We start from the raw sequence: 21,337 nt of genomic DNA on the forward strand, positions 1-21,337 counted from the left end.
TGTCAAGAACGGCGAGAAATCAGGCATGTCTTATCTAACATCCATTAGAAAACAATACCTCTCGCAAGCATGCGAGTCCGCACGCATGAGTGCAGACGTCAGGCGACGAAGCCTACCGGTAGTTATCCCACACCGGGGAGGGGAAGATGATCCTCTCGAAGAGCAGCCACTCATCGTACAGGTCGATCGGAGGCTTGCGCATCCATCGCAACTGAATGCCATCCATCGCCTCCAGACACATGCGCACCGTCGGCCGCATATTCCGCCATCCACCGACCTCAGGCGGAATATTCCACTGATATTCGGAATAATGCTCCCACACAAGGTTCGGGCGCTCTTCGAAATAGTCATGCAACGGATGCTCGGGGCTGAATCCTTCGGACTCCAACACCATGTAAAGCTGCAACAGACTCTGTCGCTTCGCGTTGTACCGCACCAGAAACCGCAGATATGCGGGAAAACTCATGCCGTTCGGATCACTGCCGGGCAAGCCCGATTCCATGAAATCCCGCGGCGTTCCATAAGCGTCATAGTTATCGGTGACAAGCATCGACAGCAGGTTCTCCTTATTGCCGATATAGTGCAGCAACCCCGGCTGACTCATACCGATCTCATCGGCGATGTCCTTCAACGACGTGCCATAGAAGCCCTTCTCCCCTATCAGTTTGACCGCCGCCGCAACGATTTCGGCCTTACGCTCCTCAGGAGATTTGCGAACACGTTTTTTCCCCGCACCAGTCATGCATCCCAGTCTACCGACCAGCATCCACCCCACGGCCAACACGGCCCCGTTCGCCGACACGCACATCATGGTGTATCGTTTTCCTAACGTCTGTACAAAGGAGCGCTATGACGCAGCCATCAATCCCATCGGTCCCAAACATGCAACTCAACAATTCCGTCCCCATTCTTCAGATCGGTTTCGGCACCTATCAGATTCCGGTAACCGCTACGCAGCAGGCCATCGAGCAGGCTCTGGAAATCGGCTACCGGCACATCGACACCGAGAACGCATGAGACAGAACCTGGATGTCTTCGGATTCAAGCTGGATCCGGATGAGATGCAGGCCATCAGAGCCCTGCACAATCCTGCCATGCGCATTTCCGGCGACCCCAACACGTTCAGTCAATCCCAGTCCCGGGCCAACCAGCGAGCGCGCGGAAACGTCACGGCCTAGCAAGGCACCATCAGATCGACGGAGCCTCCACGAAGGAGACGGGAAGCACCACACTCCCGTCTCCTTCATATGGAATCCCGTTTTCCTTCGCCCGAATCTGCAACAACAGATCATGCGCGGCGGCGCGCCCCATCTCTCTGGGATCCTGCTCCAGCAAATAGATGCCATCGTGCACATACTGGCTCCAACGCCAATCATCAAAACTGACCAGACCGACGCCATCCGGGAAACCGACGCCCAAGGCGCGCAACACCGCCAACACATCGAACAGCAACGGCCCCATCAACGACACGATCGCGGTCCTACCGCTCAGATGACCCAACGCGATGGACAGCTTTCGCTCGATCCAGTCGACGTCATTGTCCTTGACATCAATCGCAATCATCAGAATACCGGATTCATCTGCGGCCTTCCGCAACCCCTCCACTCGATGAGTCTGTGCGGAAATCTCGCTTTTCATACGCGAAAGCACCAAGACATTGTCATAGCCAGCATCCACCAGTCGCTTACCTAGCCTCATGCATGAATCCTCGTTATCCGACATCACTCTCGATACGGAATCGGGAAGATTCTCCGGCTCCCTATCCACGACGACCAATGGCGTGCGCGCCGTGATAATGGAAGAATATGCGTTGAAATCGGAGGCATTGGGCTGAATCACCAGCCCATCAACCCTTTGAGACAACAGACGGTTGATTTCGGCACGCTCCTCCTCGAGAGAATTATCGGAATTCATCAGCATGACATCGTATCCAGCCGGACGCAACTCCTCATCGATGCCTTTGAACAGCAATGACGAAAACACATTCGAGATATCAGCGACCACGACACCCACCACATGCGTATTTTGCTGACGCATCCGCCTTGCCGATGCGTTCGGCCTGTAGTCCAGACGATCCACAGTCTCCTGAATGCGAGATTTCGTAGCCGCGCTCATCTTCCCATAGTTTCCGTTAATAAAACGCGACACGGTCGTCACCGACACCTGCGCCTCACGTGCGATATCCGCAATGGTCGCCTTTGCCATAGCAACTCCCTTTCCGTCGGAATAGTCAATCATTGTACCGCCCCTTCTTCATCGAGTCCGTTCCGTCAACGACACGCCCATCCGACATGCTTCAGTCCCTTGCGCCCCAAGGACTTGAGGCCATGTGGATTGACAATCGTCCATATGGTGTTTATCATAGGGGTATCGATACACCTAACACAACAAAGAATGTTGATTACCATAAGATGTATCGTTAAACTAACCATCACAAAGCCAACGGAGGCATCATGGAAGAGTTCTCACTCAACAGCTTCAATCTGACGGATAAAGTCGTACTCATCACGGGCGGCGCAAGTGGCTTGGGGCAGTATTACACCCAAGCCGTAAGCAAAGTCGGCGCGGATGTGTTCATCGTCTCCTACGACCGACAAGGGTGGGAGGAGACCCGAGCTGCCGTAGAGACCAATGGACGCAAGGCGGTATTCATGCTGCAGGACATCACGGAGCCAGGTGCGGCCAAAAAGATCGTTCAACAGGCAATGCAGGAATTTGGACGAATCGATGTGCTCATCAACAATGCAGGCATGCAACGCAGACATGAACTCGTGGAATTCCCCGACGAGGATTGGAAAGCCGTCATCGAACTCAATCTCAACGCCCTGTACTACCTTTCCCACGAAGTCGCAACGATCATGATTGAGCAAAAAAGCGGCAAAATCGTCAATATCGGTTCCATGCAGTCCTATCGGGCGGGCAAGTTCATCTTCCCGTACGCGGCAAGCAAGCATGCAGTCATGGGACTGACCCGAGCCTATGCCGATGCCCTGGCCCCCTACAATGTGCAGGTCAATGGTCTCGCTCCCGGCTACATCAACACTCCTATGACCAAGGCCCTGCAAGAGGATCCAGTACGAAGCGTTGAAATCCGAGAACATATTCCGGCGGGCCACTGGGGAGAGCCGAAGGAACTGATGGGAGCGATGGTGTTCCTGTGCTCCAAGGCATCCGATTACGTGACCGGTGTCATGCTCCCCGTCGACGGCGGATACCTGCTTCGCTGACATATCGCCAAATACATGACCTCATACCAAGAAACATAAAGGTACCACCATTGTCGCGGGTCCGCTGTTCAACATGCTCCTGCATCGCGTTCGTCCGGATCTATATCGCACAAACATCGACATCGCAGTACTCGGTGATTTCAAAGAATTCAAGGAGGAAGAGACCCCCGGCTTCGCCATCTCCGTACTGACCGCCATGATGCCGGTCATTCTGATCGCCATCGCAACGATCTGCTCTTTCATTCTGCCGGAAAGCAATCCGGTGAACGAGGCCATCCAAGTCGTCGGGGCACCTGATGCCGCAATGCTGCTTTCCTTGCTTTTCGCAATCTGGTCGATGGGATTCGCCCGCAAAAAGACCGTGTCCGAAATCAGCACGTCGATGACCGAGTCCGTCAAGCAGATAGCGATGATGCTGCTGATTATCGGCGGCGGTGGCGCATTCAAGCAGGTACTTGTCGATGGCGGCATATCTGATTACGTATCCTCGCTGTTCGCCAATCTCAACATGTCTCCGCTGATTGCCGCCTGGCTGGTGGCCGCAGTATTACGAGTCTGCCTTGGCTCCGCGACCGTGGCGTCTCTCACCGCCGCCGGACTGGTCGCTCCCATGCTGGCGATGTCTTCAGTCAATCCGGCATTGATGGTGCTGGCAGTGGGTGCAGGATCGGTCATCGCAGATCATGTCAACGACGCCGGCTTCTGGATGATCAAAGAGTATTTCGGTCTTTCGCTCAAGGAGACGTTCCTGTCTTGGACCACCGCCACTACGGTAATGTCCGTAACCGGACTGGTCTCCGTACTGGGCTTGTCACTATTCATCTGACAAGCAACATCCAAGCCTGTGGGGCAGCAACGGCATGCCCCCACAGGCTTTTCTTATCAGTAGCCGACCGCAGGCCGATTGAAACCGGCACTCTCGGCCCTATGCCTGAAACACGTTGGGATGCTTCGGATCGCCTGGCTCGTCGGCCAGTACACCCTCCAGTCCCAGGAATTCCTGCCAGAATTCCAGCGAATTGCCATAAGGAGCGGACTGGCGTCCACGTGCCTGCAGATTCGCCTTGGCCTCAAGCACATCCTCCTCGCGAATGCCATCGAAATATGATTCGAGACGTTCACGATTCGTGGAGTCGTAGAACAGCGAGCCAATGATTTCAGTAAGCCGTTGCGCACGTGCGATCGGCAATGAATCCCAATGACGGAATTCAATGAAATTCTTCAGACGAACATCGTTGAAATGCGTGGAGATCACATGATTGATCTCATATGCGTTAAGCTCACGATCCGGATATGCATCGTTCGCGTTCTCGTAGAATGCAGGATGGTGCAAATCGGCTCCAGGTGTGGCCAGTGCCTCCGGCGTATGCGTCAGATCGGCAAACATCAGCGGTGTGGACAGCACATCCACCGCGTAATCCTCCCAACCGAAACGCGGGTCAAACAGTCCGGGAATCACATTGGTGCGTTGGAAATCCAAATAATCCCACATGCGTTGACGCAGCAACGGATAAGGATTTTCCTGCCCTTCGAAATACGGGGTGTTACGGAAAAACCATGCCAGAATCGGACCGATAACCGTTCCCAAACGCAACTTGGCAATCGCATCCCTCTCGGAAACATAGTCGATGCTCACCTGTGTGGAAGCCGAGCATCGCATCATACACGGGCCGAACTGACCGACGCGGCCAAGATAGGCGGTCATGGCCTTATACCGGTCCTTCGGATTGACGGGAATATCGGCATAGCCCGATTTCGGCTGGTAGCCATAGTTCACCAAACGGAAATCCAACTCATCAAGCACCGGATCGACTTCACGTCGGAACGCACCGTACAGTCTGCTCAGTTCCTCGGGTTTATGCAGGATGCCGAGCGAACATTCGAGCTGGCCACCCGGCTCGAGGGAAACGGAAATGCCCTCACGTCCAAGCCCGACAAGACGTCCGTTCTCCCAGTATTCCTTGCTTTCGTCGTAGTATGGACGAATACGGTTCAACAACGCCTCGATACCGTTTTCCTCGTAATAGTTCACGGCGGTATCGTCACTGTTGTGCACCGGCAGGTGTTCGATCTCCACACCGAAGCCACCGGTTCCACGGCCTTGGCAACCGGATTCGAAAAACTTGACCAGGCTTTCCACATGCTTCGGGTTCGGCTCGGTCAGCAGGTGCGCATACGTAATTCTTGGTGCTGTCATGATGGTCATCCTAACGAAAATCGGCATCCGCAACGCAGGAACCGCTATATGGAAAATCGATAACGCTTATACGCCACCTCAATCTACCGACGCTCAAGGCCCGCCACCGTCGGTAGATTGAGGCTAATCTCAATCTGCCGACGCTCAGACCGTTTCAGCGTCGGTAGATTGAGGAAGGCACTAGGCTGCGGGCTCAGACTGGTGGGCCCTATACGCCTTCTTCGCCGCCGAAATCATCAGCTTGATACGGTTGAGCTGGTTGGCTTCGGAAGCGCCCGGATCATAGTCGATGGATACGATGTTGGCCTCCGGATGCAGACGCCGAATCTTGCCGAACATGCCTCGGCCGGTCACATGGTTCGGCAGACAGGCGAACGGCTGCGCACAAATCACGTTCGGGCATCCCGATTCGATGAGTTCCAGAATCTCGGCGGTCAGCAGCCAGCCTTCGCCGGCCTGTACGCCCACGGAAGTGACCTCACCGGCCTTCTTGACCAGTTCAGGCATCGGCAGGTCCTGGGAGAACTTGCCGTTTGCCAGACCGATTGCCTTGCGCACCGGATTCAAATACAGGTCCAAGCCCTTACGCATCAAGGCATAGCCAAGCTTGCTGCCACCCATACCGAGATAGTGCTCGTTCCAGTCGGCAATGTACGGACGGGTGGTCATGAACTCCATGATTCCCGGCACCACGGCCTCGCAATCCTGTGATTCAATCACATCGACCACGTGATTGTTGGCATCCGGCTGGTACTTGACCAGAATCTCACCGACTACGCCGACGCGTACCTTGCGCGGCTCGTCTTTCAACGGCAACTTGTCGAAGGACCTGACGATTTCCTTGACAAGCTCCTGATACGGCAGATACCCTTTGCCGATGAACTTGCGTGCCGTCTTGGAGAAACCGTGATGTTCAAGCGTTTCACGCACGATGACATCCCACGTCTCATACAGCTTGTCGGCACTTCCTGCGGTCACTTCGTACGGACGCACCCGATACAGGCATTTCATCAGCAGATCGCCGATGACCAGCGCCTTGACGGCACGATGCAGCAGAGATGGGGTCGCCTTGAAGCCCGGATTGTCTTCGATACCTTGAGTGGAGATGGCAATGACCGGAATCTGTGGATAGCCGGCATCCACCAGCGCCTTGCGGATCAGGCCGAAGTAGTTGGTGGCGCGGCACATGCCGCCGGTCTGCGTGATGGCGAGCGCAGTGGTGTCCGGATCATACTTGCCTTCCAGAATCGCATTCACAAGCTGGCCGATAACCATGATGGCCGGATAGCAGGCATCGTTGTTCACGTACTTCAGGCCGATTTCGACATCATCGCGGCTGGCGTGCTTGAGAATGTCGAATTTATAGCCGCCGGAACGGATCACGGATTCCACCAATGAGAAGTGAATCGGGCTCATCTGCGGAGCCACGATGGTGTAGTCCTTCATATCCTTGCCGAATGGAATGCGGTTCGCATATTTCGACATGGTGGCGGAATTATGAGCCGTCTTCTTGCCTTCCCGACTTTCGCCGATGCCATTTTCAGCGGCACGCCTGGATGCGGCCTTCACGGCTTCGGTAAGCTTCGGATTGGCCTTCATCACCGTATCGAGCATGATCTGACGGCCCGGAGTCGGGGCGGCGGAACCGGTCTTGCGGAATCCACCCTGTCCGGCCTGCTTGATGGCCGCGGTTTCGGCGGCCTTGAGCTCAGCCTCAGCGGCCTTGAGCTGTGCCTTGACCTCGTCAAGCTTGGCTTTGGCGTCGGCTACGGCGTCGGCATTGCCGGGTTGATCCTGCTTGGTGGGCATGGATGCGGCAACGGCGCGCTTGTGATTGCGTTCGCGCTCCTCGACGGCGGCCTTGAGCGAACGCAGTCGAATCTTGGCCGCGCCCAGATTGGACACCTCGTCGATTTTCAGCATGGTGTACACGTCGGCCTTGTCCGCAAGGATTTCGGACACCTGATCCGTGGTGATGGCGTCAAGACCGCAGCCAAAGGAGTTGAGCTGCACGAGTTCGAGCCCCGGATAGGAGGCCACGAAGTTGGCGGCCGCATACAGTCGGGAATGGTAGGCCCACTGATTGGTGACGCGCAATGGCATCTTGGTCACCTTGCGGTCACCGACATGGCGGAATCCGTTGGCGTTCTTCTTACGCGGATCTTCCTCGCCCTCGGCCAGGAATTCGCTCAGGGCGAGCTTCTGCCCCGGCTGCAGGTCACAAATCGAATCCTCGGAGAGCACCACCATGCCGAGCGCGCAGATAGTTTCCGGAATACCATGATTGACTTCCGGATCGATATGATAGGGCCTGCCCGCAAGCACGATGCCGCGGCAGTTGTGTTCCTTCATGTAGGCGAGCGCCTTCAGGCCCTCCATCTGCACGTCGTGCTTGAACACCTCGTTTTCGGCGTAGGCGGCCTTAACCGCGGTCTCGGCTTCCTCGCGGGTCACGTCAGCCCAGGCGAACTCCTCGACGATACGGTCGATCATAAGTTCGTGGTTGGCCATGTTGAAGTACGGGCGCATGTAGCGCACGCCTTCCTCACGCAGTTCGGGCATGTTCGCACCGATGACCACCGGATAGTTGGCCACGACCGGACAGTTGTAATGGTTGTCGGTGTCCGGAACCAGGTTCTCCTCATATGACACGCACGGGTAGAAGATGGTCTTGATGCCCTTGTTGAGCAGCCATTTGACATGGCCGTGCACCAGTTTGGCCGGATAGCAGATGTTCTCGGAGGCGATCGATTCGATGCCGGTCTCGAACAGCTCGTGCGAGCTACGGCCGGAAATCATTACCTTGAAGCCGAGCGAAGTGAGCAGCGTGAACCAGAACGGATAGTTCTCATACATGTTGAGCACGCGTGGAATGCCGATTTCGCCACGGGTGGCCTTCTTGTCGGTGAGCCTGCGGTAGGCGAAGCAACGCTTGTACTTGTAGTCGTACAGGTTCGGCCTGTCGGAGCGTTGCTTTTTGGAGTCGCCGCCGCGTTCGCAGCGGTTGCCGGTCACATAGCGCGAGCCGTCTTGGAAAGTGGTGATGGTGAGCTTGCAGTGGTTCTGGCATAGCTTGCATACGTCACGTTCGGAGGTCATCGACAGGTGGTCGAGGTCCTCGCCGGAGATGATGTTCGATGCAGTGTGCGTCACGCCGTCGATCACGATCTGCTTGATGCCGGTGTTCGCCGCATCGTCAGGTTCGCCATCAAGTCCGTCGGATACATCGGAATAATGCATGCGCGCGGTCAGGGCCGCTCCATACGCACCCATGAGGCCCGCGATGTTCGGTCGGGTGACCTCACGTTCGGTGAGCAGTTCGAAGGCGCGTAGCACGGCATCATTGAGGAACGTACCGCCCTGCACCACCACGGTGTCACCGAGTTCGCCCGAATCACGCAGCTTGATGACCTTATACAAGGCGTTGCGCACCACGGAGTAGCACAGACCGGCCGCGATGTCCTCCATCGAGGCGCCTTCCTTCTGCGCCTGCTTGACGGATGAGTTCATGAAGACGGTGCAACGCGAGCCCAAATCCACCGGATGTGTGGAGTTCAGGGCCGCCTGCGTGAATTCCTGAATGGTCAGGCCCATGGATTGCGCGAAGGTTTGCAGGAACGAGCCGCAGCCTGAGGAACAGGCCTCGTTCACGGCGATGGAGTCGATTACGCCGTCGGAAATGGCCAGATACTTCATATCCTGGCCGCCGATGTCGATGACGGCGGTGACGCCCGGGCTCGCCATTTCGGCACCGCGGTAATGGGCCATGGTTTCAACCACGCCTTCGTCAAGGTGCAGGCCGGTGGTGATCAGGCCTTCGCCGTAACCGGTTGCGCAGGAGCGCGCGATCCACGCGTCTTGCGGCAGTTCGTTCTGAATTTTCTTGACGATGTTCACGGCGGCGGTCAGCGGGCTGCCTTCGTTGGTCGCGTATGATGACCATACGATTTCACGGTCATCGTTCACCAGCGTTGCCTTGATGGTGGTCGATCCGGCGTCGATGCCGAGGAAATGAGGACCGATTGCACCTTCCAGCGTACCGATATGCACATGCTCGCGATGATGACGTTCGTTGAACGCCTCACGTTCCGCCTCGGTCGGGAACAGTGGAGGCATGGTCGGCGTGTTCGCAGGCAGATTCTTCAAATCCTCGAGATTCTCGAGAATATCCTCGCAGGTACGTGCCTCGAAATGAACGCCGTCTTCCAGCTGGTCGGGCTCGCCCGCCAACAATGCCGAACCGAAGGCCACATACAGGTGAGCGTCGGTCGGCACGATGAATTCGTCGACCTTGCCTTCAAGGGCGCGGTGGAAGGCTTCGCGTAGTTCAGACATGAAAAAGAGCGGCCCGCCAAGAAAGATCACGGTGCCGTGAATCGGTCGGCCGGAAGCCAGGCCTGCGATGGTCTGTGTGGCCACGGCGGTGAAGATGGAGGCGGCCAGATCGGGCTTCGCCGCGCCATCGTTGATGAGCGGCTGCAAATCGGTTTTGGCGAATACGCCGCATCGCGAAGCAATCGGATAGAGCGTCTCGTAACTTTTGGCCATGTCGTTGAGCCCCGCCGCATCGGTGTCGAGCAGGGTGGCCATCTGGTCGATGAACGCGCCGGTACCGCCGGCGCATGAACCGTTCATGCGCTGTTCCGGAGTCGGCTTCAAGTAGGTGATCTTGGCATCCTCGCCGCCGAGTTCGATGATCACGTCGGCCTGCGGATATTCCTGATCGATGGCGCGGGTCTCGGCGATGACCTCCTGCACGAACGGTACATGGAGATTGTCGGCCAGAGCCAGGCCGCCGGAGCCGGTAATGGCCAGTCGGATCGGCTCATCGCCACGATCCCGAGCCACGAGTTCCTTGTGAATGTCTTCAAGCAGTCCCGCCACTGTGGCGCGTACGTTGGCGTGATGACGACGATAGTCGGAGAAGAGCACGCCATCGAGCGCGTCGGTCTGGTCGAGCACCACGGCCTTCACCGTGGTCGAACCGATGTCAAGACCTACACGCAACGGCTTCGTATCGCGGGATTCGACCGCGGTATCTGCTGCTTCAACCATGTATACCTCTATACCTATTCGTAGTGCCGGTAAGCCTCCCCCGTGTCCCCACAGGTGACCATGGCCCGGTTATCCAAATATGTAATGGTAGTCTGTGGCCACGCCTAAGCGACCATCGTGCCGCATGATTCGCGCGACACAAGGCGTAATTTAGACAATTATTTTAGTCAGCCTGTATAGTTTTCAAGATGGTCAAGGGGACACCCTTCAGGAAGCGTCCCCCTCCCCCGCGGCACGGTCCTTGCCGTAGATTTCCGGAATGACGCGGAGTTGGTCGTGCAGTTTCGGCCAAATGACGATTTCGCCGGATTCCAGTGATTTCGGCACGTCAATGATGCGTTGGTTGGAGCTTCCACGGAACTGCAGCAACGAGTCATGCAGATCCTTGATATAACGACCATCGACAAGAATGTCGACCAACTCAAGTAGCTCTCGCTTGTCGGGACTTTCGCCTTCACGCATGAGCTCCTCCCACGTATAGCCGGTCCAGCACCAGATGTCTTTGGTATGTCCGTACCGTTCGCGGATCTTGCGCGCCAAAGGAATCAGGATGCCGGTGTTGAGCATCGGCTCGCCGCCGAGGAAGGTAATGCCCTGCACGAAGCTTTGCCCGACATCTTCGAGAATCTGCGCTTCCAGTCTGTCGTTGTACTCATGCCCGGCCTGAAAATCCCAGATCGAGGAGTTATAGCAGCCTTCGCAGTAGAACGGGCAACCCGAAACATACAATGAGCAGCGAATCCCTTCGCCATCGGTCATGAGAAAACGTTTGTAGTCGGCCACCATGTTGTGACTCATCCGGTTCGTCCATTGGCCGGCTTTGGGGTTATTGGAGCGTTCGGTAGGGATGAACGGCCCACGATCATGTTCGTTCGGCGCGAAATCATGTCGTTTGATCGCCGTGCTGACGCTGCTGATCACATCTGCCTCCTCGATAACACATACCCCTCTCGCGAGGGAGGTGGCATGCGAAGTATGACAAAGGGAGGGACAGTGAAGTCTGGGCTCCCTGATCCCTCCCTACCAAGCTTCGTCGGATGCCCCTCGTCATGAGGGGCATTACATGACTTTACTTGGCTTCTTCGAACCATTCGCGTTCGGAGCCGTCCTGCAACACGACATGACCGGTCTCACCGCTCATGTGCTTGACGCGATGGGCGATCTCCTCATGGCGACCATGCACCATCGGACGTTGCACCGGGTTACCCAAATAGCCGCAGGTACGCTTGGTCACATTGCACTTGTCCGGGTCGGAGTTGCCGCACTCCGGGCACTTGAAGCCTTCTTCAGTCGGTTCGAAGTCGCCCTGGAAACCACACATGAAGCAGTGGTCGATCGGAGTGTTCGTACCAAGGTAGCCGATGCCGATGTTGTAGGCGTAATCCCATACGGCCTCGAGAGCCTTCGGATTGGCCTGCAGGCACGGGAACTCGCAGTAGTTGATGAAGCCGCCGGAAGCGAGATAGGGGAAGTCCTTCTCGTAATTGAGCTTTTCCATCGGGGTGGGCTGCAGCCACACCGGATAATGGAAGGAATTGGTGTAGAAGTCGTGGTCGGTCACGCCTTCCACCTCGCCGAACTTCTCGCGGTCCATGCGGTTGAAGCGGTCGGTCAGGGATTCGGCCGGCGTGGAGTACACGGAATAGTGGTACCCCTCGGCCTTGCACCATTCCTTGCACAATTCGTTCATGCGGCGCACGATTGACAGGGCGAATTCCTTACCCTGCGGGTCCCAGCCGTGGTCGCGCATCCAATTCTTGCCATAGAACACGCTGGTCGCCTCATACAAGCCGATATATCCGAGGGATACGGTGGCGCGTTCATTGCGGAAGAGCTGGTCGACGCTGTCGCTGGCACCAAGACGACCGAATGCACCGAAGCGGAACAAGGTCGGGGCGTTGACCGGCGCGGCCTGCTTGCATCGCATGATGCGGTACTGCAATGCCTGATGGGCGACGGCCATGCGCTCGTCGAAGATCTTCCAGAAACGTTCCTTGTCGCCGTGGGATTCCAACGCGATGCGCGGAACGTTCACGGTCACGACGCCGAGGTTCATACGGCCGTCTTCGACGTCCTCGCCGGTCTTCGGGTCGATCCATCCCTGCAGGAAGGAACGGCAACCCATCGGAGCCTTGAAGGATCCGGTGATCTTCACGATGTTCTCGTAGAAGATGACATCCGGGTACATGCGCTTGGTGGCGCATTCGAGCGCGAGCTGCTTCATGTCGTAGTTCGGATCGCCCTCGTCGGCGTTGATGCCATGCTTGACGGAGAACACCAGCTTCGGGAAGATGGCGGTGTGGTGTTCGGAACCGAGGCCGCGGATGCGGTTGAGGAAGATGGCACGCTGTACCTCACGAGAGAACCAGTCGGTGCCCAAACCGAAACCGACGGTCACGAACGGGGTCTGCCCGTTGGACACACGGTTGGAGTTGATCTGGTATTCCATGGTCTGCATGGCGTCATAGATGGCCTTGCGGGTCTGGATCTTCGCCCAGACCTCGCGCAACTGTTCCAGGCGTCCGGCTTCCTTGTGGAACGGCTCGTCCATCGGCAGCGGAGCACGATCGGCCTCGAAGTGCAGGCGCTTCGGCTCGACGTTCTTGGACAATGTGACCTGACGCTCGGCGATTTCGATCGGCAGGTCGTCGGGCATGATCTCGTGGGCCTGCTCCAGGAACTTGGCGTAATCCTTCTTGGCGTATTCGGCCAAATGCTCGTCGGCACGGTTGGCGGTCTGCCCTCCGTACTGGCTGGAGGCCACGTCCTTCATGATCTGGGTAATCTGCGTGGCCGCAATGCTGATGCTGTTCGGCGAACCCATCGGGGCGTTGCCCAAGGTAAAGCCGTTGGCGAGCATATCCCAATAGTTCGGCAGCGAGCAGTTGGATTGTGCGGTGAACGGCGAGTAATCGGCATCATGGAAGTGGATGTCGCCCTTCATATGCGCGTTCGACACGGCATCCGGCAGCATGGAGAAGGCGGATGCCTTGGAGACGGCTCCGGCCAGCAGGTCACGCTGGGTGGAGTACACGTTGGAATCCTTGTTGGCGTTCTCACGCACCAAGGATTCGTCACGATTCACCAGTCGGCTTACGGCCTCGTTGATATCGGTGGCCTTGGCGCGTTCGATATCCTTGTTCAGACGATAGTTGGTGTAGGTGCGGGCCACGTCGTACAGGTGATCCTCGATCAGGCCATGCTCTACAAGATTCTGGATGTCCTCGATTTTGGCCGGACCGTTGTAGCGTTCCTTGATCTCAGCCTCGACCTGGTTGGCGATACCACGGATCATCTGCTCTTCCTGCGGGCCGATCTTCTTGTCGAGATCGGCGAAGGCGGACTTCACCGCGCTGATGATGTTGATCGGATCGAAATCGACCACACGACCATCGCGCTTCTCGACGAGCACTTTCTCCGCAGTGGTTGCGGAGGTCGCGTTCATCGCGCCCAGAACCTGAGTTTCCATTTCTCGTCCTTTCCGAGTCGGGCCTTCCGACTGGTCTCCATGCTTCGCATCGCATGTCCTGTTTATATCGGCTTCAAGTACTCTACGTCATCCCCAGCACTATATCTAGTAGAGGCACGCCGCCATAGAAACTAGATATGGCACTTTTCGGCGCCATTCCGCCATTATTTGATTTGTGTGACAAAGGTAACGATACCGGTTCCGGAGTGTCGTTTGGCATTTGCTCCACAGAGGACTATATACGCGGGGGTAGGCGCGCGCAACCGCGTGCGATCCATACATGGCGAACGCCGTTTTCCGAGCCGTCATTGTCCGCAAGATGGAGGAATCTTGACAACATGACTTGGACTCCGGGATACAACCCCATGGCAACGCAGTCGCAGCCACAGCCGGGCCTCAAACAGCCTGAACAGCTTCCCCGCCTTGCCAGCGAAACCACAGCGGATAATCCTTGGCCGGTAAGTATGCTCAGCGAGAAATTCCATATGGCCGTCGAGCGTTGGCCTTCCGTATGGGTGGCCGGGCAGATCACACAGATCAACACCCGCCGTGCGGGCAGCGCCTATCTCACCCTGCGCGACGATTATCAGGACATCGCAATGGAAGTCAATGGCTTCGGCCAATTCGCGGCGGCCGCCACGCCGTTTGTGCAGGGCGATCGTGTGATCATCCACGGCAAGCCGAATCTGTGGATGAAACGCACGTCGCTTTCGCTCAGAGGTGACGCAATCATCGCAGCCGGCGCAGGCGGCAGTCTGAAGGCGATGATCGACGAGCTGCGCAAAAAGCTCAAAGGCGAAGGCCTGTTTGATATCGACCGCAAAATGCCGCTTCCGGAATTCCCGCATTGCATCGGCCTGATCTGCGCCCCCCAGGCACGTGCGGAAGGCGATGTGATCACCAACGTACGCCTGCGCTGGCCGGTAGCGAATTTCAAGGTGATGCACGTACACGTGCAAGGCGAGCAATGCCCGTCCGACGTGGTCGCCGCCATCCGTGCGATGGATGCCGACCCGGATGTCGACGTAATCATCGTCGCCAGGGGCGGCGGCGCCTTCGAAGATCTCATCGGATTCTCCGACGAAGGTGTGGTGCGAGCCGCCGCGGCGGCACAGACCCCTTTGATCTCGGCCATCGGACATGAGGATGACTGGACCCTGCTCGACTTGGTAGCCGACCTGCGCGCCTCCACCCCTACCGACGCCGCCAAGAAAGTGGTGCCTGACGTCAATGAGCAGACACAACTGATCAACGTGCATCTGCAACGCATGCGCATGCGCATCGACGCGACGATCGCCAACGAGATGCGACTGGTCGAAGGCTACGCGAACAGGCCAAGCCTGACACAGCCGCTGACCATGCTGGAACCGCATCAACGGTTCCTCGATGACGCCCGGAACCGTATGCGCATCGGACTGACCCGCATTCTCGACGACGCCAGCCTGACCATCGAACGCTCACGCGCATCCCTGACGGCCCTCAGCCCGCAATCCACCCTCAACCGCGGCTATGCGGTGATCCAAAGCGCCGACGGGCATGTGATCGACGACGCGAACAACGTCAAACCCGGGGACGAGCTCACCATGACCCTGAAGCACGGCATGGTCGTCTCCGAAGTCAAAACCGCGACTACAGCAAGGAGTCAACATGACCAGTGAAACCAGCACCCCGGCCTCCAGCCTCACCGACAAGGAACGCGAGGCCATCGAGCAGATGCCTTATGAAGAGGCGCGCGACAAACTCATCCAAGCCGTCCAGGCGCTGGAAGCCGGCGGCCTTAACCTCGATCAGTCCATGCGCCAATGGGAAATCGGCGAGGCCCTTGCCAAGCGGGCGCAGAGCCTGCTGGGCGAGGTTCGAGCCAAGCTTGACGCAGCCCAGGCCGAACAGGCCACGGCCGCGAATACCGCAGGAACTCAGGACAACCTGTCCTGAACTAGCTGATCTGCACCGTCGCCAGCAGGGCCTTGTGGTCGGAGCCGTCAATCTTCTCCGACTTCACCTGCCCCGCCAACATGCCGGAGTCGAGCACGATGTGATCGATTCCGGCGAAGGTCGGCACATAATCAATATCCGCAGGCCATGAGAACACGAACCCGCCTGCCGCCTGCCTGGACGCATCGATGAAACGATTCCCAAGAAAATCCCTGAACGGCGTATGGTCGTAGGTGGCATTGAAATCACCCATGAAAATGTACCGGGTATCAGTATTGAATTTCATACGGGCCAGTTCATCCAGGGATCGCCTCCACTGCTGCCAGCGGCTTCGGGTCGGCGAAGTGGTGTGCACGGAAACGAAACGGACGGGCGTGGTGCCGCCGTTGAAGCTCACCGTGCCACCCGGCATGAACGAAGCGCTGGAATCCACATCATCATCCGCAGGGTCGCCAAGCGGGGTCGCCGACCACAAACCGTTGCCGTAGACGCCATCCGAACTGGAAACCTGCGAATATGGCAGATAGTCGGCGATGCCGGCCCTGTTCAACGCATCCACGAAATCATCCGTGGTCTCCTGCAGGGCAAGCACTTCCACATGCTCGCTTTTCACCAAGTCGACTATCTCCTGCGCATCGGCACGTCCTTTATATACGTTGCATGTCATCAGACGGGCATACCCGTCATCCGTGTTCATGGAAGCGCCGGAAACCGCGGCAATCGCGGCGCGAGGCAGTTTCGTCTGATTGTAGAAGAACGGATACTGCCACCATATCTGCAATCCGATTGCTGCGATCGCCATGATTGCGGCAAAGCCACGTCTCGAAATCACGGCAAGAACCAAAGCGACGATGGCAAGAAGGGCGAACCACGGTACCAATGACACGACGACCGGCATATAGGGCCACGCCTGAATCGATTCCGGAAGAATGTGCGTAGCCGTGCCGAGCAGGGACGCAAGTGCGAACACCCAGGCCAGCATGCCGAAAATACAGTTGCGCACATGGTGCGACCTACGACCATTCACCAGCCGAATCGGTTGGACCGGTCCGGCTGATCGGGTCGTACGTGATTTCGCTGCCTGAGCCATAGTTCCTCCTTGCGCGCGGCATGATGTCATGGATGCCAGCCGATGACGGCGCGAACACAAGCCGCGCAACGCCCCTACCCTACCGCATCGCGAAAGAAATCTCGCCCGTATTCACCGCCTTTGCACATGCCACGTCCGTAAGGTGTGTAGAATATATCTTCGTTGCCTCAGTAGCTCAGTGGATAGAGCACTTCTCTCCTAAAGAAGGTGTCGTAGGTTCGATTCCTATCTGGGGCACTGTGTTTTGTTCGTAAAGCGATGCCATGCCGTCTGATCGTAGCGGATGGCATGGCATCGCTTTCAGCCAAGTCAGTCAGCTGTTCCCAATTCAGCGTGCATTCTCCTTTCAACATGATTGCACCATCTTCCTTGTGATCATCAATTAGGCAAGAACCGGCAGCACAATCGCCGAAGGCATTTCTGAACCCATATATATGGTCTGGACGGCCTTGTCTGCACCGGTCTGCTCACTCCATAGTCCGGCACGATTGGTATGCACCGAATATTGTGGAAAATCCGATGATGCGATATCGCAACGAATTCGCGATCCGGCAGGCACCTTCCAGCATATGTCCCACATCTCTACGCTCACCTTGCGTATATCACTAGGCGTGTAGGGTTCCGCATCCGGCGTATCGAGCGCAATGGTGGTGATGGAACCGCGGTAGTTGCGTGCCGTACCATCCGGGTCGACGCACATCAGTTTGGCAGTGAACGCCGTATCGGAAGCAGTGGAGGATATGTAAAGTTCCACTCTGATAGCTCCCTGAATATGCACATCCTGTTCAAATGGTGCTGTGAGAAAACTGAGCACATCGGCACGGTAACCCGGTTTCGGCTGAATGCGAGCGCCAATTTCCTGCATCGTGGTCAACAAGGCCTCACCACCACGAGTTGCGACAGGATTGGCCGGATCATAGTTGTACTGCAATGCTTCCATCTTCGCTTTCGGCCGATCGACAAGGGCGTGTGCGTTCTGATCGGATTCGTCACCGGACAAGGCGAAGAACAATCGGCGCTCTTCGACGTCATCGGCTGATAGCGGCCATTGCGTTACGGTGTGCCAGGAATCATCACCGACCTCGTAGTATTCAACCTTACGTTCCGGAATCCGATGCTGTTTGAGGGTCAGATCGAACCATTCCAGTGCTGCAGGCACCTCGGTGGCATTGAGGTTTGCGGGCTCGAGCCCTTCAAGAGGATTATTGAAATAATGGTTCCAACAGCCGATACGCAACCAAGAGTGTTTCTTGATATCGGGGTCGAGAGAGGCATAGCCGGTAAGCGCACTGCCGAGATGATGATCAAACCATCCCTCATTGATGAACATTGGAACCTTCACGTTGGAAGGAATCTTTTTGAGCAGCCCCCAAAAACCTTCATCCCAGTAGGAATCAGTCCCTTTTGGATGACTGATCCAGTCGCGATACCAGTCGAGACGGCCTCCCCACATATCCTCATCCACGGTCATTTGCGGCAGATGCAACGAGGACTTGAGATAGTCGGCGTTAACGGGATGCCCGGCGTTCTGCATGGCCCATGCAGTAAGCACGTCGCAACGGAATGAGCCTTTCTGATAGGCGGAAGAGAATCGGTCGGTGCCATAATGGTTCGCACAGATGGATGCCACCTTGGATGTGGCGATGTCGGCCACGACCCAGCAGGTCAGGGATAGGTATGAAGTACCCCACAGGCCAATGGTCTCGACCCAATCCTGCGTTTCCAACCAGGCAAGCAAATCAGCACCGTCATTGCGTTCATTGATATTCGGCTCCCATGTTCCGCCGGATGTATAGGTGCCACGACACCATTCGCATACCATGGCATAACCGCGTTTAGTAAGCTCTTCACCATGCAACCTCCATAAATCGACTTGCTGCGGGTAGGGGCAACGCACCACGATGGTCGGATATGGTCTTTTCATGACAGGCGTGTAGATATCAGTGGTCAGTTCCACGCCATCGCGGCAGGAGACCGTGACGGTCCGCATGGTTCCGGACGCATATTTCGGCGGGAACCCTGAGCTGTTATATTGGTTGCGAATATTTTCCAGATACTTCTTGAGAAACTCATCTGCGTCACTCATTGTTTGGCTCCTTGTGTCTGTGTTATTGTTCGGAATTGTTCTTGGCCGCCTTCATCGGGCGCAGTTTGTACGCAGCTATTGCGCAGACAGCAGCTACCATGTAGAAGACGACATTGGAGATGAGCGACGGCATATACGAACCAGCAGTATCGAACACCGTCCCGTGGATGGTGTTGGCGACTGCTGATGCAATGCCGCCTCCGACGGAGATAACGCTTAGAATCATGGGGTAATCCTTCAGCCCAAAGAACTGACGGATCATCCAAGGAAGGGATACCAACACCACTCCCTGGCCGATACCCGCAAGGAAGCCGGCAACCGTGGCTACCACTGGCACACTGGTAATCGCCATGAGACCCCAGCCGCACAGTCCAAGTGACGCATACAAGGCGATGACCACCTCGGTTTTCACACGGTCGAGCAGGATGCCGATAGTCGCCTTGCCGACGGCCGCACCGAGCATGATTCCGGAAACGACCAGAGACCCTTGTTCCAAAGTCAGGCCGCGTGCAACTTCCATACCGGAAACGTGCTGCACAAGCGCCGCAACGGACTGCAGCAGCACGGCAAGAATAACCAACAACGCGAAGGAACGGGTCTTCGCTGCCTGTTTGAGCGACAGACCCGGCAGCTCGCCGTCCTGTTCGGTCTTGGCAGCATCGGCATTGACGGTATGTCCATAGGCGCATTCGCCTTTATCTTGGTCGGGATGGAATTTGAAAGCGAACATCGCAAAGGGCAGAATGCATATGGCCAGAACAAGTGCGGTAACACGGTATGAAGTGCGCCAACCGAAATTCGTAATCCAGGAAGAAACAACCGGATTAAATACCATGCCGCCGATGCCGCTGACGCCCAGCGCAATGCCCATAGCCAGTCCCAGCTTATCCTCGAACCAGTTGGCGAGTAGCACACTCGGCGCCAGAGTGATCGGAATAACGTAGGCGACACCCATCAACGCGAAAGAGATGTAGAACTGCCACAGCTGGGTGAAGAATGACTGTGCGAGAAACAAAAGAGAACACACCACCACGCATACGGAAATTAGGACACGTGAGTCGATACGTTTCATGATGTTGCCTGCAAGTAGCGTGGTCGGCATGGCGGCGATGGCCATAATTGATGCGGCCAGCGCGATCTGGGTGCGGGAAATCCCCAATTCGTCGCATAGCGGTGTGTAATACAGGCCCATCGTGTTCACGATGAAGCCAAAACCCACGAAGGAGAGCACGCAGCATCCGGCGAAGACCAACCATGGTCTCCAGTTAGCTCGTTGTTGGGTTGACATTCGAACCTCCATGTTCGTTGTAATTCCGACATTGGAATACATGCTTCTTTCTCAGGGAAAGGCACCGTTTCACATTAGTAAGTAAGTAGTTACTTACCTATGTAGAATCAATATATCACCAAAGACGGAGGTGTCAACAGCGCGTGTCCCATGGTTTTCTCTATCGGATATGCTGAAATGTGCGAAACGTAACCTGCGGCGTCGCAACGAAAGGGATTGCATTGAGGAAACAGAGCAGCGAGCGGATTGACGAGATCGTGCGGGTCGCAACCGAAGTCATCGGTGAACGAGGTTTTTTCGGCATGACCATCCAGGAAGTTGCCGATCGTACGGGACTCAGCCAGGCAGGCGTACTCAAGCATGTAAAGAACAAACGGAACCTATTGGATCTGGTATTGCGGCAATATGACTTCAGCGAGGATGAGAACAGCTCAAACAACTATCTCATCCGCAAGCTTAACCTCTCAAAGGAAGAACTTTCCAAGCATCCAGCACTGATGCCGGAATGGTATCGGGAAATCGCGCGGTTCAACGAGGAGAACCCTTATCAGACCCGCGCATATCTGGTGTTGCGGGCAGAAGCATTGCACGAGTCGCATCCGGCACATGAATATTTCGCGCATCGAGGCCAACGTCTGCGCAAGCAGGTCGAACAAGTCCCTTGGAAGCTACCTCCGGAGTATTCGAAGCCTGAGCAGGTAGGCCTTCTCTCCATGGCGATCGGATCGGCAATGGAAGGCCTCGAGTCACGCTGGCTGGGCGAGCCTGACATTGATTTTCTGCAGACATGGACAGCATATGAGGATATTCTTTTCCCGCTCCCCCACTGGGAAGGATACCGCTGACGGTATCACAAAGCCTCGGATGCCGGGAGACGAATAATACAAACGATGCAAGCCGATTCGTCCTGTTTCTCATAAGTCCTGCTTATAGTCTTGCCGCTGGAATCCGTATAGCAGAGAGGCATTTCGCCCAAAAGTTTCCGATAGC

General features: G+C 56.5%; 15 protein-coding genes, 1 tRNA gene and 2 pseudogenes. 8 read left to right on the plus strand and 10 right to left on the minus strand.

The features are described 5' to 3' along the window. Positions 1-112: 112 nt before the first annotated feature. Positions 113-811 (minus strand): TetR/AcrR family transcriptional regulator, encoded by a 699-nt coding sequence (locus HMPREF1494_RS09595; RefSeq protein ID WP_003839184.1) that lies wholly within the window; start codon positions 809-811, stop codon positions 113-115. A gap of 38 nt (positions 812-849) precedes the next feature. Here HMPREF1494_RS09595 and HMPREF1494_RS09600 point away from each other — a divergent pair, with 38 nt between their 5' ends. Further along, positions 850-1,017 carry a 2,5-diketo-D-gluconic acid reductase gene (locus HMPREF1494_RS09600; protein WP_034522423.1) on the plus strand — a complete coding sequence of 56 codons (168 nt, stop codon included), beginning with the start codon at positions 850-852 and terminating at the stop codon, positions 1,015-1,017. Continuing rightward, positions 1,014-1,178, plus strand: a complete 165-nt coding sequence (locus HMPREF1494_RS09605) for a hypothetical protein (protein ID WP_003839181.1) — start codon at positions 1,014-1,016, stop codon at positions 1,176-1,178. Before HMPREF1494_RS09600 ends, HMPREF1494_RS09605 begins: the two co-directional genes overlap by 4 nt. A gap of 10 nt (positions 1,179-1,188) precedes the next feature. On the opposite strand, the gene HMPREF1494_RS09610 is transcribed toward HMPREF1494_RS09605, so the two are convergent. Next, the gene (locus HMPREF1494_RS09610) at positions 1,189-2,205 is read right to left on the minus strand and encodes a LacI family DNA-binding transcriptional regulator (protein ID WP_034522483.1); all 1,017 of its coding nucleotides are present in this window, start codon (positions 2,203-2,205) and stop codon (positions 1,189-1,191) included. A 248-nt stretch (positions 2,206-2,453) separates the two neighbouring features. Between HMPREF1494_RS09610 and HMPREF1494_RS09615 the strand changes: the two genes are divergently transcribed. Together HMPREF1494_RS09615 and HMPREF1494_RS09620 are read left to right on the plus strand one after the other, a co-directional pair. After that, positions 2,454-3,227, plus strand: coding sequence for a glucose 1-dehydrogenase (locus HMPREF1494_RS09615; RefSeq protein WP_034522425.1), 774 nt, complete (start codon positions 2,454-2,456; stop codon positions 3,225-3,227). A 73-nt stretch (positions 3,228-3,300) separates the two neighbouring features. Further along, a complete protein-coding gene (locus HMPREF1494_RS09620) occupies positions 3,301-4,053 on the plus strand; it encodes a gluconate:H+ symporter (RefSeq protein ID WP_081724144.1) in 753 nt (250 codons plus the stop codon). Positions 4,054-4,152: 99 nt separating this feature from the next. Here the strand turns inward: HMPREF1494_RS09620 and HMPREF1494_RS09625 are convergent, their stop codons facing one another. The 5 genes and pseudogenes from HMPREF1494_RS09625 to nrdD form a co-directional block, all read right to left on the minus strand. After that, positions 4,153-5,424 (minus strand): glutamate-cysteine ligase family protein, encoded by a 1,272-nt coding sequence (locus HMPREF1494_RS09625; protein WP_012902403.1) that lies wholly within the window; start codon positions 5,422-5,424, stop codon positions 4,153-4,155. Between the two features lie 180 nt (positions 5,425-5,604). After that, positions 5,605-6,936 (minus strand): annotated as a pseudogene (locus tag HMPREF1494_RS12015) (activase); the annotation flags it as partial. Between the two features lie 27 nt (positions 6,937-6,963). Continuing rightward, positions 6,964-10,479 (minus strand): annotated as a pseudogene (locus tag HMPREF1494_RS09630) (acyl-CoA dehydratase activase-related protein); the annotation flags it as partial. A gap of 207 nt (positions 10,480-10,686) precedes the next feature. Further along, positions 10,687-11,400 carry an anaerobic ribonucleoside-triphosphate reductase activating protein gene (gene nrdG, locus HMPREF1494_RS09635; RefSeq protein ID WP_003839168.1) on the minus strand — a complete coding sequence of 238 codons (714 nt, stop codon included), beginning with the start codon at positions 11,398-11,400 and terminating at the stop codon, positions 10,687-10,689. Between the two features lie 148 nt (positions 11,401-11,548). Next, a complete protein-coding gene (nrdD, locus tag HMPREF1494_RS09640) occupies positions 11,549-13,948 on the minus strand; it encodes an anaerobic ribonucleoside-triphosphate reductase (protein ID WP_034522429.1) in 2,400 nt (799 codons plus the stop codon). A gap of 338 nt (positions 13,949-14,286) precedes the next feature. Between nrdD and xseA the strand changes: the two genes are divergently transcribed. Continuing rightward, complete coding sequence (gene xseA / locus HMPREF1494_RS09645; protein ID WP_034522433.1) at positions 14,287-15,606, plus strand: exodeoxyribonuclease VII large subunit; 1,320 nt, start codon at positions 14,287-14,289, stop codon at positions 15,604-15,606. Further along, the gene (locus HMPREF1494_RS09650) at positions 15,596-15,883 is read left to right on the plus strand and encodes an exodeoxyribonuclease VII small subunit (RefSeq protein WP_003839164.1); all 288 of its coding nucleotides are present in this window, start codon (positions 15,596-15,598) and stop codon (positions 15,881-15,883) included. Before xseA ends, HMPREF1494_RS09650 begins: the two co-directional genes overlap by 11 nt. 1 nt (position 15,884) lies before the next feature. Here the strand turns inward: HMPREF1494_RS09650 and HMPREF1494_RS09655 are convergent, their stop codons facing one another. Next, positions 15,885-16,973: an endonuclease/exonuclease/phosphatase family protein gene (locus HMPREF1494_RS09655; RefSeq protein WP_034522435.1), complete on the minus strand. Its 1,089-nt coding sequence runs from the start codon at positions 16,971-16,973 to the stop codon at positions 15,885-15,887. Between the two features lie 164 nt (positions 16,974-17,137). Here HMPREF1494_RS09655 and HMPREF1494_RS09660 point away from each other — a divergent pair. After that, a tRNA-Arg gene (locus HMPREF1494_RS09660) sits at positions 17,138-17,210 on the plus strand. Positions 17,211-17,355: 145 nt separating this feature from the next. On the opposite strand, the gene HMPREF1494_RS09665 is transcribed toward HMPREF1494_RS09660, so the two are convergent. Then, positions 17,356-19,059: a CocE/NonD family hydrolase gene (locus HMPREF1494_RS09665; RefSeq protein WP_034522437.1), complete on the minus strand. Its 1,704-nt coding sequence runs from the start codon at positions 19,057-19,059 to the stop codon at positions 17,356-17,358. A 22-nt stretch (positions 19,060-19,081) separates the two neighbouring features. Further along, positions 19,082-20,347 carry an MFS transporter gene (locus HMPREF1494_RS09670; protein WP_171843633.1) on the minus strand — a complete coding sequence of 422 codons (1,266 nt, stop codon included), beginning with the start codon at positions 20,345-20,347 and terminating at the stop codon, positions 19,082-19,084. A gap of 179 nt (positions 20,348-20,526) precedes the next feature. On the opposite strand from HMPREF1494_RS09670, the gene HMPREF1494_RS09675 reads away from it, so the two are divergent. Further along, positions 20,527-21,192: a TetR/AcrR family transcriptional regulator gene (locus tag HMPREF1494_RS09675; RefSeq protein WP_231495401.1), complete on the plus strand. Its 666-nt coding sequence runs from the start codon at positions 20,527-20,529 to the stop codon at positions 21,190-21,192. The last annotated feature ends 145 nt before the right edge of the window (positions 21,193-21,337 follow it).

The organism is Bifidobacterium sp. MSTE12 (genome assembly GCF_000513015.1).
GTDB lineage: Bacteria > Actinomycetota > Actinomycetes > Actinomycetales > Bifidobacteriaceae > Bifidobacterium > Bifidobacterium dentium.

Coding starts and splice junctions, on each gene's coding strand:
- nrdD (WP_034522429.1), bottom strand. CDS start 13,948: ATGGAAACTCAGGTTCTGGGCGCGATGAACGCGACCTCCGCAACCACT.
- HMPREF1494_RS09670 (WP_171843633.1), bottom strand. CDS start 20,347: ATGTCAACCCAACAACGAGCTAACTGGAGACCATGGTTGGTCTTCGCC.
- HMPREF1494_RS09610 (WP_034522483.1), bottom strand. CDS start 2,205: ATGGCAAAGGCGACCATTGCGGATATCGCACGTGAGGCGCAGGTGTCG.
- HMPREF1494_RS09650 (WP_003839164.1), top strand. CDS start 15,596: ATGACCAGTGAAACCAGCACCCCGGCCTCCAGCCTCACCGACAAGGAA.
- HMPREF1494_RS09595 (WP_003839184.1), bottom strand. CDS start 811: ATGATGTGCGTGTCGGCGAACGGGGCCGTGTTGGCCGTGGGGTGGATG.
- HMPREF1494_RS09625 (WP_012902403.1), bottom strand. CDS start 5,424: ATGACAGCACCAAGAATTACGTATGCGCACCTGCTGACCGAGCCGAAC.
- HMPREF1494_RS09605 (WP_003839181.1), top strand. CDS start 1,014: ATGAGACAGAACCTGGATGTCTTCGGATTCAAGCTGGATCCGGATGAG.
- xseA (WP_034522433.1), top strand. CDS start 14,287: ATGACTTGGACTCCGGGATACAACCCCATGGCAACGCAGTCGCAGCCA.
- HMPREF1494_RS09665 (WP_034522437.1), bottom strand. CDS start 19,059: ATGAGTGACGCAGATGAGTTTCTCAAGAAGTATCTGGAAAATATTCGC.
- HMPREF1494_RS09620 (WP_081724144.1), top strand. CDS start 3,301: ATGCTCCTGCATCGCGTTCGTCCGGATCTATATCGCACAAACATCGAC.
- HMPREF1494_RS09655 (WP_034522435.1), bottom strand. CDS start 16,973: ATGGCTCAGGCAGCGAAATCACGTACGACCCGATCAGCCGGACCGGTC.
- HMPREF1494_RS09615 (WP_034522425.1), top strand. CDS start 2,454: ATGGAAGAGTTCTCACTCAACAGCTTCAATCTGACGGATAAAGTCGTA.
- HMPREF1494_RS09600 (WP_034522423.1), top strand. CDS start 850: ATGACGCAGCCATCAATCCCATCGGTCCCAAACATGCAACTCAACAAT.